Origin of the sequence: Agromyces sp. G08B096, from assembly GCF_040267705.1 — a bacterium.
GTDB lineage: Bacteria > Actinomycetota > Actinomycetes > Actinomycetales > Microbacteriaceae > Agromyces.
This window is the reverse complement of sequence record NZ_CP158374.1, coordinates 3,491,177-3,505,132: the sequence shown is the minus strand read 5'-3', so window position 1 is coordinate 3,505,132 and position 13,956 is coordinate 3,491,177. Positions and strand designations below refer to the sequence as shown.

General features: G+C 75.1%; 12 protein-coding genes. 9 read left to right on the top strand and 3 right to left on the bottom strand.

All coding sequences use genetic code 11. From position 1 onward, the window contains the following. Positions 1-15 precede the first annotated feature (15 nt). Both ABIQ69_RS16760 and ABIQ69_RS16755 read left to right on the top strand, forming a co-directional pair. The gene (locus tag ABIQ69_RS16760; protein WP_350348262.1) at positions 16-3,807 is read left to right on the top strand and encodes a hypothetical protein; all 3,792 of its coding nucleotides are present in this window, start codon (positions 16-18) and stop codon (positions 3,805-3,807) included. A gap of 56 nt (positions 3,808-3,863) precedes the next feature. Further along, the gene (locus ABIQ69_RS16755; RefSeq protein ID WP_350348261.1) at positions 3,864-4,682 is read left to right on the top strand and encodes a DNA/RNA non-specific endonuclease; all 819 of its coding nucleotides are present in this window, start codon (positions 3,864-3,866) and stop codon (positions 4,680-4,682) included. Positions 4,683-4,727: 45 nt separating this feature from the next. Here ABIQ69_RS16755 and ABIQ69_RS16750 read toward each other — a convergent pair whose 3' ends face one another. Then, a complete protein-coding gene (locus ABIQ69_RS16750) occupies positions 4,728-5,813 on the bottom strand; it encodes a nitronate monooxygenase (protein WP_350348260.1) in 1,086 nt (361 codons plus the stop codon). Continuing rightward, positions 5,782-6,819: a cation diffusion facilitator family transporter gene (locus ABIQ69_RS16745; RefSeq protein ID WP_350348259.1), complete on the bottom strand. Its 1,038-nt coding sequence runs from the start codon at positions 6,817-6,819 to the stop codon at positions 5,782-5,784. The genes ABIQ69_RS16750 and ABIQ69_RS16745 overlap by 32 nt, the downstream gene beginning before the upstream one ends. Before the next feature lie 88 nt (positions 6,820-6,907). Between ABIQ69_RS16745 and ABIQ69_RS16740 the strand changes: the two genes are divergently transcribed. Continuing rightward, a complete protein-coding gene (locus tag ABIQ69_RS16740) occupies positions 6,908-8,482 on the top strand; it encodes an FAD-dependent monooxygenase (protein WP_350348258.1) in 1,575 nt (524 codons plus the stop codon). Between the two features lie 73 nt (positions 8,483-8,555). Next, positions 8,556-9,473, top strand: coding sequence for an NAD(P)-binding domain-containing protein (locus tag ABIQ69_RS16735; protein ID WP_350348257.1), 918 nt, complete (start codon positions 8,556-8,558; stop codon positions 9,471-9,473). Between the two features lie 12 nt (positions 9,474-9,485). Here the strand turns inward: ABIQ69_RS16735 and ABIQ69_RS16730 are convergent, their stop codons facing one another. After that, positions 9,486-9,968, bottom strand: a complete 483-nt coding sequence (locus ABIQ69_RS16730; protein ID WP_350348256.1) for a MarR family transcriptional regulator — start codon at positions 9,966-9,968, stop codon at positions 9,486-9,488. Between the two features lie 44 nt (positions 9,969-10,012). On the opposite strand from ABIQ69_RS16730, the gene ABIQ69_RS16725 reads away from it, so the two are divergent. The 5 genes from ABIQ69_RS16725 to ABIQ69_RS16705 all read left to right on the top strand — a co-directional run bounded on the left by ABIQ69_RS16725 (position 10,013) and on the right by ABIQ69_RS16705 (position 13,932). Beyond that, positions 10,013-10,258 carry a hypothetical protein gene (locus ABIQ69_RS16725; RefSeq protein ID WP_350348255.1) on the top strand — a complete coding sequence of 82 codons (246 nt, stop codon included), beginning with the start codon at positions 10,013-10,015 and terminating at the stop codon, positions 10,256-10,258. 79 nt (positions 10,259-10,337) lie between these two features. Next, on the top strand, positions 10,338-11,033 hold the full coding sequence (locus ABIQ69_RS16720) for an asparagine synthase (protein ID WP_350348254.1): 696 nt from the start codon (positions 10,338-10,340) through the stop codon (positions 11,031-11,033). A gap of 41 nt (positions 11,034-11,074) precedes the next feature. Continuing rightward, positions 11,075-11,689: a DUF1349 domain-containing protein gene (locus ABIQ69_RS16715; RefSeq protein ID WP_350348253.1), complete on the top strand. Its 615-nt coding sequence runs from the start codon at positions 11,075-11,077 to the stop codon at positions 11,687-11,689. Between the two features lie 141 nt (positions 11,690-11,830). Next, positions 11,831-12,739: a TIM barrel protein gene (locus ABIQ69_RS16710; protein ID WP_350348252.1), complete on the top strand. Its 909-nt coding sequence runs from the start codon at positions 11,831-11,833 to the stop codon at positions 12,737-12,739. Further along, positions 12,736-13,932: a Gfo/Idh/MocA family oxidoreductase gene (locus tag ABIQ69_RS16705; RefSeq protein ID WP_350348251.1), complete on the top strand. Its 1,197-nt coding sequence runs from the start codon at positions 12,736-12,738 to the stop codon at positions 13,930-13,932. Before ABIQ69_RS16710 ends, ABIQ69_RS16705 begins: the two co-directional genes overlap by 4 nt. Positions 13,933-13,956: the final 24 nt, after the last annotated feature.

The window sequence follows — 13,956 nt, the reverse complement described above, 5'->3', positions numbered from 1 at the left end:
CCCTGGACTCCGGGGATGACCGACGACTGGAACGCCAGGGCGGCCGCCTATCTCCTCGACGCCGAGCGCTGCCCCCGCTGCGGCGCCGTGCTCGATGCGCAGACCTGCCGGACGTGCGGCGCGATGCTCGGCGGATCCGAGGGAGCGGCGGTGTACGCGGCATCCGTGCGTGCCGCCGACGCGATCCGCGAGCGCGCCGCGCTGCTCGCGCTCGTGCCGACCGCCGCCGTCGCCGCGCCGGCGCCGTCCGCTCGGGCGTGGGCGGTTCCTCCCGTGGAGGCGGCGGCGCCTGTCGCTGCCGTCGCCGACGTGCCCCGCGTCGCGCCGGTGGCGACCGCGGCAGCCGCCGAGGCCGAGACGGCCGCGCCCGCTCCGCCCGCCGACCCGGCACCCCGCGCGGGGTCGCTGCCCGCCGCGGCGACCGCCACGACGTCGCCCGACGCGCCCGCCTCGCTCGTGAGCGTGCAGTCCGTGCTCGCGGTCGCCGGCGCTGCGCTCGTCGCCGTGGCCGCCGTCGTGTTCACCTTCCTCAACCCCGACCTCGACGTCGCGACGCGCACGATCGTCATCGCGATCGTGACCGCCGTCTTCCTCGGCGGCGCCTGGCTGCTCGCACGCCGGAGCCTGCGCTTCTCCGCCGAGGCGATCGGCGCCCTCGGCATGGTCTTCCTCGTGCTCGACGTGCAGGCGTTCGCCGACGCGGCCCCGGAGGGTACCGGCGCCTGGCTGTTCGCGGGACTCGGATCCGCCGTCGCCGGGGGTGCCACGCTGGCGATCGCGTGGGCCGTGCGGCTGCGCACCTGGCTGTGGCTCGGGTCGGTCTGGCTCACGGTGACGCCGGCGATGTTCGGGTACGCGGGCGGGGGCTGGTGGGCGGCCTGGGGGCATGTCGCGGTCGTCGCCGCCGGGGTCGGCCTCCTCGCCGCCCTCGGCCCGTTCGGGCGCCGGTTCGGCGCGACGCTCCGGGCGGAGCGGGGCGGTATCACCGTCGTGCAGACCTTTGCCGCAGCTGTCGTGCCCGTGCAGGTGATCTTCCTCCCCGCAGACGCCGAGTTCGCCCGGCTCGTCGGGCCGGCGGCACTGCTCGGGTCGATCGCGGTGCTGGCCGCGGCATCCGGGCGCTTCGCCGCCCGTCGCTGGTGGGCCTGGCTGGCGGGGTTCTTCGCGGCGGCCGCCGCCGTGAGCGTGCCGCTCCGAGCCGAGCGGATCGAGTCCGACTGGCTGCTGGCCCTGGTGCCGCTCGCCGCGGCCGTCGTGGTGGCCGCGACCGGGGCGGCCACCGGGCGCCTCGTCGCGGCCGCCCCACTCCGCGGGGGCGCGCTCACCGTGCTCGCCGCGGCCACGTTCATGCCGTTCGCGACGGCGCTGCGGGCCGGGTCCGACGTCCTGCTCGCGGTCGGCGGCGGTCATGGTGGGTCGAGCCCCGAGCCGGCGTCAACCTGGCCCTCCCCGGTCGGCGTCGCCGGCCCGGACCTGTCGATCCCGGCCGCGGCGCTCGGGTTCGCCGCCGCGGCGGCCGGCCTCGTCGTCGCGGCCGCGGTGATGCGCCGTCGCGACCGGGGCCGCACCCCCGTGACGATGCTGATCGCGGGGCTCTGGCCCGCCGCCGCCGCGCCGCTCGTGCTCGGGACCTGGCCCGCCCTCGCACCGGAGTGGCGGGCGGCGGCTCTGCTCGCCGGGGCGGTTCTCGCGACGCTGATCGTCGTCGTGCCGCGCTCACGCCTGGCGCGTGCGGGCGCGGCGGTCCGAGCGCCGATCGTCGCGTTCGCGCACAGCGCGGTGGCCGGCGCCGTCCTCGTGTCGTGGACCGCGCCGCCGACGGTGGTACCCGTCGGCATCGGCGCCGTGGTCGTGCTGCTCCTCGTCGCCCGCACGGTGCCGGCACCCGCGCGACCCGTGCACCACGCCGCCGCGTACGCGTATCTGCTGGTGGTGCTCGCGACTGCGCTCGACCGCGCCGGCCTCGACTGGCTGCCCGTGCTCTGCCTCACCACGGCGTTCGCCGGCCTGTTCGCCCTCGCGGCGACGCTGATCCGTCGAGTCCGGGCGGCCGACTGGTACGCGATCCTCCTCGTCACGGCGGCGCCGTTCCTCGCGGGGGTCGGTACCGTGCTCGTCGAGCGCAGCGGGTGGACGGCGCTCTCGACGGGTGTGATCTTCGCGCTCGCCCTCGCCCTGGTGCTCACCCGCCGCCCGGGCCTGAACCCCGTCGTCCGCGCCGTGGCCGCCGCGCTGCTGGTGCCGGCGCTCGCGGTCGTGGCGGTCAGCGCCGGCGCCCAGTTCCTCGAGATGAGCGGCTCGCCCGTCGTCCTGCCCGCGATCGCGGTCATCGTCGCGGTCGCGGTGCCGCTGAGCGCCTGGGTCGAGGTCGCGATGCGGCGGCGCGGGCGCTCCGACGCGGATGCCACGGGCGTGAGGCTTGCGATCGAGGGGTCGTCGCTCGCGACCGCCGTCATCGCGGTGCTGCTCGCGCTCGTGCGCGAGGCGGCGGGGCCGGGCATCGCCGCGCTCGTGCTCCTGGTGCTCGGCTTCGGCGCGGTCGCGGCGCGGGTGTTCGCCGGTCGCCGGTACGGGTGGCCGGCTGCGGCCGCGGCCTGGACCGGCGCGCTGTGGAGCCTGCTCGCCCTCGGGGGTGTCGACGTGGTGGAGCCGTACACGCTGCCGCCCGCGCTCGCCGCGATGGTCGTCGGCGTCGTCGGGGTCGCGCGCGGCGGCCGCGGCCGGCCGCTGCTCCTCGCGGGGCTCGGAGCCGCCGTCGCGCCGTCGCTCCTGCTTCTCGTCCTCGGGGCTGAGGGCGGCGCGGCCCGCGCGACCGGGCTCGAGATCGCCGCGGTGCTGCTGGCGGCGGCGGGCCTGGTCGCGGGCCGGCTGACGGACTGGAACGAGCGCCTCGCGGGGCTCCGGCGCCCGCTCGCGGTCGCGGCGGTGGCCGCCGCCGGTGCGTGGCCGGTGCAGGCCGTCCGCTGGGGACTCGGCATCGACCCCGCGCCGGTCGACGCGGCCGACCAGACGATGCTCCCCGTGCTCGGGGTGTCGGTCGCCGCCGCGGCGATCGCGGCCTGGGCCGGACTGCTGGCCCGGCGGGCGGGCGCGCCGGGTGCGCGCTGGGCGCTCGCCCCCGCGCTCGCCTTCCTCGTGGCGGGGCCGGTGGCGGCGGCGCACCGCGACTGGCTCACGATCTGGTCGCTCTGGACGCTGATGCTCCTCCTGCTCGCCGTCGCGATGACGGGGGTCGCGCTCGCGCGGAGGCATCCGGCCGTGCTCCCGCCGTTCTGGTTCACGTACGCCCTCGCGTGGGCGGCGGGTGTCGCCGGCTGGAGCGCCCGCGACCTGCGGGTCGAGGTGTTCTCGCTGCCCCTCGGTCTCGCGGTCGTCGTCGCCGGCGTGATCGGGATGCGAGCGCAGGCCTCGGGCATCCGCCCCTCGCTCGCGTCCTGGCCGATGGGATTCCGCGGTTCATGGTCGCTCCTCGGGCCGGGCATCGTGCTGACGCTGCTGCCGTCGGTGCTCGCCACCGGCACCGACCCGCAGCTCTACCGGCCGATCCTCGTCATCGCGATGGCGCTCGTCGCGATCCTCGTCGGGGCGACGCGGAAGCTCGCCGCGCCGTTCCTGCTCGGTCTCGCGGTGCTGCCGCTCGAGAACATCGTCGTGTTCGCCGCGCAGCTCGACCGCACCGTCGGTGCGATGCCCTGGTGGATCACCCTGGCGACCGCCGGGGCGGTGCTGCTGGCCATCGCGGTCGGCTGGGAGCGGCGCACGGCGCAGGGCGGCGGGGTGGTGGCGCGACTGCGCGAGCTCGAGTGACCCAGCTCGCGGCGGTTCGCCCGACCCATGTCGGCGGAGCGTGATCGACTCTCGGCATGGGCTTCGACGCGCGGTTCCTGGGTGTGGAGGCGGCGCTGCCGCGAGTCCCCGAGTCGGAGGCCGAGGCCTGCGTCGACCTCGACTACCTGCACTTCACGGTCGTGCTCGACACCGTGCGGCGTCTCGCCCAGGTCACCGGGGTGAACGTCGACGGGGCCGCACTGCTCGACCTCGAACGCGGCGACGACTGGCAGCTCGACGAGCGCATCCCCGCCGACTGGCAGGCCGGGCCCGAAGTGTACGCGGCCAACGACCTCGACCGCGGGCACCTCGTGCGGCGCCGCGACCCGGTGTGGGGCGCCCCCGCCGTCGCGGCGCGCGCCAACGCCGACACCTTCCGGTACCCCAACGCCGCGCCGCAGGCGTCGGGGTTCAACCAGTCGAAGGAGCTCTGGCTCGGGCTCGAAGACCAGGTCCTCGCCTTCGCCGACGTCAACGACCTGCGGCTGTCCGTGTGCACGGCGCCGGTGCTGGCCGCGGGCGATCCGCCGTACCGGGGCATCCGAGTGCCGCTGCGGTTCTGGAAGGTGGTCGCCTGGCGCGACGGCGACGCGCTCGCGGCGGCGGGCTTCGTGCTCGACCAGGCTCCCGTGCTCGACGAGCGCGACCTCGAGCGCGGGGCCCGACCCGTCGAGCCGGGCGCCGCCGGGGTCCCCGAGCTCGGCCCCTTCAAGACCTTCCAGGTGCCGATCGCCGATATCGCGGCGCTCACCGGCCTCGACCTGTCGGAGTACGTCGCGGCCGACCGCTTCCCGCCCACCTTGCGGGCCGCCGGATGGCGGCGACTCGATGAACCGGGCGACGTCATCCTCTGAGCCGCACTCGGACGCACCGCGCCGAGCCTCCCGCCCCAGGTGACGTCACGGTGCCGGCGCGAGTGCCTCCACGATTTGTGCCGCGGGCGCCGCGGCGGCACGCGCGAAGCCGATGCCGGCCCACAGGTTCAGCCGGTCCGCATCGCCGGCCGCCGCCGCCGCGGCGCGGATGGGCGCGGTGAGCTGGTTCACCTCCGGATAGCCGAGGGGTGCGTCGCGGTGCTCGGCGAGGAACGCGTTCACGAGCCCCCGCGCCGGTCGGCCGGAGAACGCGGTGGTGACCTCGGTGCGGGTGAACCGACCGGAGGCCAACGCGTCGCGGTGCGGCCCTCGCGTCCCCGCCTCATCGGCGCGGAGGAACGCCGTGCCGGCCTGCGCGGCCACGGCGCCGGCGGCGAGGACGCGGCCGACGTCTGCCGCAGAGGCCACGCCGCCCGCGGCCACGATCGGCCGCTCGCTCACGGTGCGGATCATGGCCAGCAGCTCGTCGAGCGGCTCCGTCGCCGGAGGGGCCGCAGGGTCGAAGGTGCCGCGGTGCCCGCCGGCCTCCGGGCCCTGCACGACGAGCAGGTCGGCGCCCGCGGCATCCGCCTCGCTCGCCTCCTTCGGCGTGGTCACGGTGACCGCCACCGCGATGCCCGCATCCTGCAGGGCGCTGACGGTCGCCGCGTCGGGGCTGCCGAACGTGAACGACGCGAGCGCCGGCCGGGTGCGGAGCAGCACGTCGAGTTTGGCGTCCCAGCCGTCGTCGTCGGGGCGGGGGTGGCCGGGTTCGACGCCGTACCGCGCCGCGTCGGCCGTGAGCGCCTCGCGGTATGCGGCGAGCTGCGCGGGATCGGCCACGGAGGGCTGCGGCACGAACAGGTTCACGCCGAACGGCCGCAGGGTGAGGTGCCGGGTGGCCGCTATGTCGGCCTCGACTCGCTCGGCGGTGAGGTATCCGGCGGCGAGGAAGCCCAGCCCGCCTGACTCCGAAACCGCCGCCGCGAGCGCCGGGGTCGACGGGCCGCCGGCCATCGGCGCCTGAATGACGGGCACGCGCAGCGTGCCGAGGTCGAACCGGTCGATGGTCACGAGGCCTCCGGGGTCGAGGATGCGGTCAGGGGTGGGACGGGGTGAGCGACGGCTCATCCGGCGCGCTCAGCGTGAGCACCGCGGTGCCGACCTGCTCGCGCCGCTCGATCTCTCGCTCGAGGCGGCGCAGGCTCTCGGCCACCGTGGCCTCCGGCAGATCGCCCACGAGGTCGACGGCCGCGATGAGCAGCACGCGCCCCGGGCCGATGAACTCGATGTGGAGCGCGGTCACGCGGTCGATCTCGGGCCGGGCGAGCAGCTGGCGGAGGACGTCGCTGCGCACCTCGTCGTCGATCGCCTCGCCGAGGAGGAAGGCGCGGTTCCGGGCGATGAGCACGATCGCGACGACGCCGAGGAGCACGCCGACGAGGATGGAGCCGGCCGCGTCGTAGAGCGGCGAGCCGGTGACCTGGTGCAGCAGCACGCCGAGGAACGCGATGACCAGCCCGATGAGGGCTGCGGCGTCTTCGGCGAACACCGCGCGCAGGGTCGGATTGGAACTCTCCACGACGTGCTCGAGCGTGCCGGTGTGCCGTCGGCGGGCGTCGCCGCGCGCCTGCCGGTAGGCGCGCACGAACGAGATGCCCTCGAGGACGAACGCGACCGCGAGCACGACGTAGGCGATGCCGTAGTCGCCCGCCGGCTCGGGGTCGAGCAGCTCCTGCACGCCGTGCTGGATGGAGACGACGGCCCCGGCGGTGAAGAGGCCGAAGGCGGCGAACATCGACCAGATGTACGCGTCCTTGCCGTAGCCGAACGGATGCCTCGCGTCGGCGGGCTTCGCGGAGCGCCGCTCGGCGACGACGAGCAGCACCTCGTTGCCGGTGTCGGCCCACGAGTGCGCCGCCTCGGCGAGCATCGACGCGGAGCCGGTAAGGGACGCGGCGACCGACTTCGCCACGGCGATGAGCGCGTTCGCGACGAGGGCGACGAGCACGGTGCCGAGGCTCTCGTTCGCGGGGCGGGCGGCGCGCGCATCGCGACCGGCCTCCACGCGACCCGCCGCGTCGCGACCCGCCTCGACGGGCGCCGCGTCGGCCCCAGGTGCCGGCTCCTCGACCATGCGCCACCTCCCGGTCTCCGAGTCTGGCACCGGGCGAGGCATCCGTCGCCCCTTGGCAGCGGCGGGCCGCGGTGCGACAGTGGTGTCCGTGGACGGCGGTGCAGGGGGAGTGCTGGAGACCGAGGTGCTCGTGGTGGGCGGGGGCCCCACGGGACTGATGCTGGGGCTGACGCTGGCGCGCCTCGGCGTGCGGGCGATCGTGGCCGACGGGAAGGACGGGCCGACCCGCGAGTCGCGGGCGCTCGTGGTGCAGGCGCGGACGCTCGAGCTGTACGACCAGCTCGGGGTGCTCGAGCGCGCGCTGGCTGAGGGGCATCCGGCCGGATCGCTTGTGCCCGGGTATCGCAACCGGCCGTTCGGGCGGTTCGATCTGCGGCGCGCGGGCGCGTCCGTGAGCCGGTTCAACGAGGTCTTCGTGCTCGAGCAGAGCCGGAACGAGCGGCTGCTCGCCGACGCGCTGACCGCGGCGGGCGCTGAGCCGCTGTGGGGCCACGCGCTGACGTCGCTGCGGCTCCTGCAGGCCGACGGCCGGTCGATGGCGGCGGATGCCCCCGACGCCGACTCGGCGGTCGGGGTCGAGGCGACCCTCGCCGGCCCCGACGGGGACGTCGTCGTGCACGCCCGGTACCTCGTCGGGGCCGACGGCGCGCACTCGCCGGTGCGGACGGCGCTCGGCGTGCCGTTCAGCGGCGTGACGAACGCGCACACGTTCTACGTCGCCGATGCGCACGGGACCACGGGCCTCGTGGAGGACGCGGTGAACGTCCGCGTCGCCGACGACGATCTGCTGCTGACCTTCCCCATGGGGCGAGACGGACGCGACCGGCTGCTCGGCGTCGTCCGGAACCGCGACCTCGCGGCCGACGGCACCCTCCCGGAGGACCTCGTCCGCGCCCGGCTGCGCGACACGTTCGGGGTGGAGTACGCCGAACGGACGTGGTTCGCGACCTACCGGCTGCACCACCGCCTCGCCGACCGCTTCCGGGTGGGGCCGTGCTTCCTCGCGGGCGATGCGGCGCACATCCACTCGCCGGTCGGCGGGCAGGGCATGAACACCGGGCTGCAGGAGGCGCACGACCTCGCCTGCGCGTTCGCGGACGTGCTCCTGGCCGGCATGCCCGACCGTCGCCTCGACCGCTACGAGATCGAACGCCGGCCGGTGGCGAAACGCCTCGTCGACACCACCGACCGGCTGTTCGGCCGCATCACGTCGGAGTCTGCGGAGGCGCGGTTCGTGCGCGGCCGCGTCCTGCCCAGGATCGGCCCGCTCATGATCCGGGTGCTGCCCCGGCTCATCGGCGGTCGGCGTCTGTTCGGCTACGTCTCGCAGACCCGCATCCGCTATCGGATGTCCCCGCCGACGCGCGGCGCCGCCGACCCGGCGGTGGGCCTCCGGCTGCCGTGGACCGGCGGAAACCACGTCCCGCTGCGGCACCTCACCTGGCAGGTGCACGGGTACGGGGCATCCGCCGACCTGGCCGAGCGCATCGCGCGCGATCTAGGGCTCGAATGGCACGTGTTCCCGCCCGACGTGCAGGGCCGGCTGCGCGCCGATCGGGTGTACCTGGTGCGCCGGGACGGCTTCGTCGCCGCGGCGGCCTCCGCGGCCGACCCGGAGCGCCGCGGCGTGCCGCTCGCGTTCGTCGAGCAGCTCGCCGGCTGACGGGTCCGACCCTGGCGGCGGTGCGGCCGGCGTCGTAGCGTGGGGCCGACGACACTGCAGTCGAGGAGGCGCCATGGCGGTCATCGCGTGGATCGGGCTCGGGCACATGGGCGGGCCGATGTCGGCCCACCTCGTCGAGGCGGGCCATGAGGTCCGCGGGTTCGACCTCGACCGGGCCGCGCTCGAGGCGGCGGAAGCGGCCGGCGTTCGGGTGCGGGAGTCCATCGCCGACGCCGTCGCGGGCGCCGGGGCGGTGTTCACCTCGCTGCCCCGCAACGAGCACGTGCGCCAGGTGTACGACGCGACCGGCGGTGTGTGGGCGACCGCCGAGCCCGGTGCCCTGCTGCTCGACACCTCGACCGTCGACGTCGAGACGTCGCGGTGGTGCCACGAGCAGTCGGCCGCACGCGGCTTCCGGTTCGTCGACTCGCCGATCTCCGGCGGCATCCCGGGTGCGATCGCGGGGTCGCTGACCTTCATGCTCGGCGGCAGCGCCGACGCGGTCGACGCGGCCAGGCCCCTCGTCGAGCCCATGGCGGGGCACGTGTTCGACCTCGGAGGCCCGACGCTCGGCATCGCCGCGAAGCTCGCGAACAACCTCATGCTGTTCGTGTCGCTGCTCGGCGTCGCCGAGGGGGCGCAGCTCGCGGCGTCGCTCGGACTCGATGCGAAGCGCTTCTTCGAGGTGGCGTCGGTGTCGTCGGGGGAGTCGTGGCCGCTCCGCACCTGGTATCCGGCGCCCGGGGTCGTGCCGACGAGCCCCGCGAACCGGGGCTACGAGGCGACCTTCACCACCGCGCTCGCGGAGAAGGACCTCTCCTTCGCGCTCGCCGCGGCGGAGGCATCCGGACTGCGGACGCCGGCGGCCGCGATCGCGCTGGAGCAGTTCCGGCGGCTGATCGACGAGGGCTACGGCGGCAAGGACGCGAGCCTCGTGGCGAAGTTCCCGTCGCCCGAGGGACGGGTCGCGGGCTTCGATCCCGAGTCGTGACGACCCGGCGGGTCAGGCGCTGCGCTGGACCGCGGCGATCACGTCGGTGAGGCGGTCGCGCAGCGCACCGAGCTCGTCGAGGCTCATCCCGAGGCGATCGACGACCTGCGGCGGGATCTCCAGCGCGCGTTCCCGGAGCGCCCGCCCGGCCGGCGTGAGCTCGACGTCGAGGGCGCGCTCGTCGCGGGCGCTCCGCCGCCGGGTCACATAGCCCTGCGCCTCGAGCCGCTTCAGCAGCGGGGAGAGCGTCGCGGGCTCGAGCTGCAGCGCGGCGCCGAGGTCGCGCACGGTGCGCGGGCTTCGCTGCCAGAGCGCGAGCATGACGAGGTACTGCGGGTGGGTGAGGCCGAGCGGTTCGAGGATGGGCCGGTACACGCCGATGACGCCGCGGGCGGCGACGGCGAGGGCGAAGCACACCTGGTTCTCGAGGGCGAGCAGGTCGACGGATGCCTCGTGCGCGGCATCCGCTCGCTCGGTGGTGGTCTGCGTTGCCATGGCTCCAGTATGACGTTCGGGCGAATAGTTAGTACACTAACCATATGCGATCACGCGACGCCGACCCGGCCGAGCCCTCCCCGAGCGCCCCCGCACGCCGGAAGGGCTACGCCGGGCTCATCGACCGGCTCAATGCGAAGCTGCTGCCCTGGATCGGCCCGCCGCCCCTCGGCCCCTACGACGAGCCCGCCCAGCCCGCCGCAGCACCGGGATGCCCGCTCTGCGGCAAGCCCATGTCCGAGCATGTGATCGACCGCACCGCTCCGCGGACCCAGTTGCACTGCCCCTGACGCGCCGGGCCGCGCCGCCTCTGCGACCGTCGGCGCGCCTCGCTAGGCTCGATGTCGCGATCGTCGTCGACGCGATCGTATGGCCGAGCGGCGAGCGAGCGTCGGGGAGGTGATCGGAGTGGGCTGGTTCTCACGACTGCGCGGGCGCAGGCGCGCGAAGTTCAAGCCATTCGATCGCACCGCCCTCCCCGAGGTGCCGCCCGCCTCGTTCGACGACATGGTCGACGACGGCCTGATGATGGCCGAGGCCGCCGGGCGCCTCGCCCTGAAGAACCGGTTCATCGTGCAGGCGCTCCGCGGCGAGGAGCCCTACGACGACCAGCGCGCCGCCGCCGCCGCACGCGAGGTCCTGTACGAGCTCGTCCAGGAGGCCGACGAGACCGCCGAGCTCTCGCAGGAGGAGCGCGCCGCCGCCTCCAACCGCGACGGCCGCTCGACGCATCAGCACGACTACCATCGCGCGGACGTGCTGAACCTGCGCCGGCGCGAGAAGGTGTACGCCGAGATCGCCAAGCGCCTCTGGCAGCTGCGCGAAGACCCCGAGTACCTCGCCGCGTTCGCCGCCCGCGCGCGCGACGCCGCCTGGGAGGAAGTCGCCGAGGTCATCGAGCAGCGCCTCGACCGCGAGTGGCCCGAGATCGAGGTCGACGCCGAGTACGAGCTCGCCCGCTACGAGCGGATGCGCGAACTCGCGCTCGACCTCGATCTCGCCGTCCGTCGTGCCGAGCGGCGCCGCGAGGAGCTCGACGACCCGTTCGCGGGGTTCGTGGGCTGAGGGCTGGCGGGCGCGTCGGGTGTCGGCGCTAGCGTGGCGGGATGACCCGTGAGACCGAGGCCGTCCACTGGACGGCCGGCACCTGGACCCGTGAGCCCGTCGCCGCGCGCATCGACGATGACGACCTCGTCGTCGCCGCGGCCGAGGGCAGCGACTACTGGCGCACCACGTACTACGGCTTCCTGCACGACGACGGGCACGGCCTGCTCACCGAGTGGCCGGCCGATGCGGCGATGGAGGTGGCGTTCGACTCGTCGGCGCTCACCGAGCTGTACGACCAGGCCGGCATCTTCCTCCGTGCCGGGGAGGACCGGTGGATCAAGGCGGGCATCGAGCTGAACGACGGCGTGCCGCACGTCGGGGCCGTGGTCACCGACCGCGTCTCCGACTGGTCCCTCGCGCCGGTGCCCGACTGGGCGGGCCAGGTGATCACGGTGCGGGCCAGCCGGTCGGCCGACGCGGTGGTCCTCCGCGCGCGGGCCGGCGACGGGCCGTGGCGGACCATCCGCGTCGCCCCGTTCGCGGCCCTGCCGGCACGAGCGGAGGCGGGGCCGCTGGTGTGCGCGCCCATGCGTCAGGGGCTCGAGGTGCGCTTCACCAGGTGGGTGCTCGCGGCGCCCGACGCCGACCTCCACGAAGATCCGCCGACGGCCTGAGCCGGGCGGGCGCCACGCCCGCGGCCCGAACGCGGGATGGCGCGGAGATGAAGATCTGACATGCGGTTGTAAATATGTCAGAACCTAGTAACGTGGTCGCCGGAGTCGCGGAGCTGCGACGCCGATGTCGAGAGGACCCACGTGATCCGCACCGCGAACGCGCCTGTGAGCTACGGCGTCTTCGAACTGTCGCGCCCCGACCTCGTGCCCCTGCCCGATGGCGAGCAACTCGCCGCCTGGGTCGCCGAGGCGGGCTACGACGGCGTCGATCTCGGCCCGAGCGGGCTGTTCGGCGACCGCGAGAGCCTGCCGGCGCTGCTCCGCCGCCACGGACTGGGTCTCGCCGGCGGCTGGGTCGACCTGCCCTTCTCCGGCACCGACGAGGAGTTCGACCACGGCATGCGCGGACTCGACTCCGCGCTCGAGCTGTTCCGGGCCGCGGCGGACGCCGACCCCGACCGCCTGCCGAAGCCCACGATCGCCGACTCCGGCTCGCCCGAGCGCAAGGCCCGTCCGGGCGGTGCGCCCGAGCTCGAGCTCGACGGCGACGCCTGGCACCGGTTTGCCGATCGCGTGCAGCGCGCGGCCGACCGCACCCGCGCCGCCGGACTCGAGCCGACCTTCCACCACCACGCCAGCACGTACGTCGAGACGCCCCACGAGATCGAGCGGCTCCTCGCCGACACCGATATCGGGCTCACGTTCGACACCGGGCACCTCCTCATCGGCGGCGGTGATCCGGTGACCGACTTCCCGCGGTGGCGCGAGCGCATCAACCACATCCACCTGAAGGACGCCGACCGCGGGGTGCTCCGCCGAGCGGCGGGCACCGACGACCCGATGCGGGAGATCTGGCAGCGCCGCGTCTTCGTCGCGCTCGGCGACGGAGACCTCGACGTCGACCGGATCGTCGACGCGATCGTCGAGTCGGGCTACGACGGCTGGCTCGTCGTCGAGCAGGACGTGATCCTGCAGGACGCCGCCGACGTCGAGCGCGCTCGCGCCGACCAGGTCGCCAACCGCGAGCGCCTCCGGCGGTGGTTCGCATGACCGCCGGCTCGCGGCCCCGCGTCGCCGTCGTCGGTCTCGGCGCGATCAGCCAGAGCGTGCACCTGCCCCTCATCCGCCGGAACGCCGAACGGCTCGAGCTCGCCGCCGTCGTCGACCTGTCGCGCGACCGGGCGCGCGCCATCGCGGCCGCGCACGGCGGCGCCGTCGCAGCCTTCGGCTCCATCGACGAGCTGCTGGCCGCGGTGGCGGAGGGCGCCGTCGCCGTCGACGGCGTCGTCCTCGCGACCTCGGGCTCGCACGCGCCCGACGTCGAGCGGCTCGTCGCCGCAGGCATCCGAGTGCTCGCCGAGAAGCCGCTCGCCTTCTCACTCGCCGAGATCGAACGCCTGCGGGCCACCGCCGCGGAGGCCGGGCGCGACCCGGCCGACTGGGTGCGCGTCGGCTATATGAAGGAGCACGACCCCGCGTCGGAGATGGCGCGCGAACTGCTCGCGAACGTGCGCCTGCGGCACGTGCAGGTCGAGGTGCTGCACCCGGCCGACGGGGCGCAGCTCGCCTTCGCGAACCTCGCGGCGCCGCCCGCCGATGTGCCCGAGCAGACGATCGCCGCGCTCATGGCGCAGACCTCTGAGATCATCCTCCACGCGATCGGCACCACCGAGGAGCCGCTCGCGAAGCTGTACCCGAATGTGGTGCTCGGCTCGGTGATCCACGATATCGGCCTGCTGCGACACCTCGTCGGCGGCATCGGCGCCGTCGACCGGGCCGCCCACTGGGCCGGATTCCCCGGGTCGGTCTCGCTCGGCGGACGGCTCGCCGAGCAGCCGGACGTGCCGTGGGCCATCGACTGGCACTTCATCCCCGAGTACCCGGAGTACCGCGAGACCGCGACGTTCCACCACGAGCAGGGCAGCATCTCGCTCCGCTTCGCCGTGCCGTACGTGCTGAACGCCCCCACCGTGCTGACCGTCGTCGACGGCGTCGCCCCGCTCGGCAGCCGCATCGCCGAGACCCGCTTCATGCAGGAGGAGGCGTTCGAGCGCGAGCTCCGCGCCTTCGCCGACCTGCTCGAAGGCCGCCCGTCGGACGGCCCGTCGGTCGATGCCGCCGCCGCGGACATCCTCGTCGGGCAGCGGATGATCCGAGCCATCGCGGAGGCGGCCGGCACGCCGCTCCCGTCCGGCGCGGAGGCGGCCGCAGCGCCGAACCCGTCGGCACCCACCGAGACCTGATCCACCCTGAGGCACCACCCCTCG

Excerpts from the sequence above, each read along its gene's own strand:
- ABIQ69_RS16760 (WP_350348262.1), top strand. The coding sequence starts at position 16 with ATGACCGACGACTGGAACGCCAGGGCGGCCGCCTATCTCCTCGACGCC.
- ABIQ69_RS16755 (WP_350348261.1), top strand. The coding sequence starts at position 3,864 with ATGGGCTTCGACGCGCGGTTCCTGGGTGTGGAGGCGGCGCTGCCGCGA.
- ABIQ69_RS16750 (WP_350348260.1), bottom strand. The coding sequence starts at position 5,813 with ATGAGCCGTCGCTCACCCCGTCCCACCCCTGACCGCATCCTCGACCCC.
- ABIQ69_RS16745 (WP_350348259.1), bottom strand. The coding sequence starts at position 6,819 with ATGGTCGAGGAGCCGGCACCTGGGGCCGACGCGGCGCCCGTCGAGGCG.
- ABIQ69_RS16735 (WP_350348257.1), top strand. The coding sequence starts at position 8,556 with ATGGCGGTCATCGCGTGGATCGGGCTCGGGCACATGGGCGGGCCGATG.
- ABIQ69_RS16730 (WP_350348256.1), bottom strand. The coding sequence starts at position 9,968 with ATGGCAACGCAGACCACCACCGAGCGAGCGGATGCCGCGCACGAGGCA.
- ABIQ69_RS16725 (WP_350348255.1), top strand. The coding sequence starts at position 10,013 with ATGCGATCACGCGACGCCGACCCGGCCGAGCCCTCCCCGAGCGCCCCC.
- ABIQ69_RS16720 (WP_350348254.1), top strand. The coding sequence starts at position 10,338 with ATGGCCGAGCGGCGAGCGAGCGTCGGGGAGGTGATCGGAGTGGGCTGG.
- ABIQ69_RS16715 (WP_350348253.1), top strand. The coding sequence starts at position 11,075 with ATGACCCGTGAGACCGAGGCCGTCCACTGGACGGCCGGCACCTGGACC.
- ABIQ69_RS16705 (WP_350348251.1), top strand. The coding sequence starts at position 12,736 with ATGACCGCCGGCTCGCGGCCCCGCGTCGCCGTCGTCGGTCTCGGCGCG.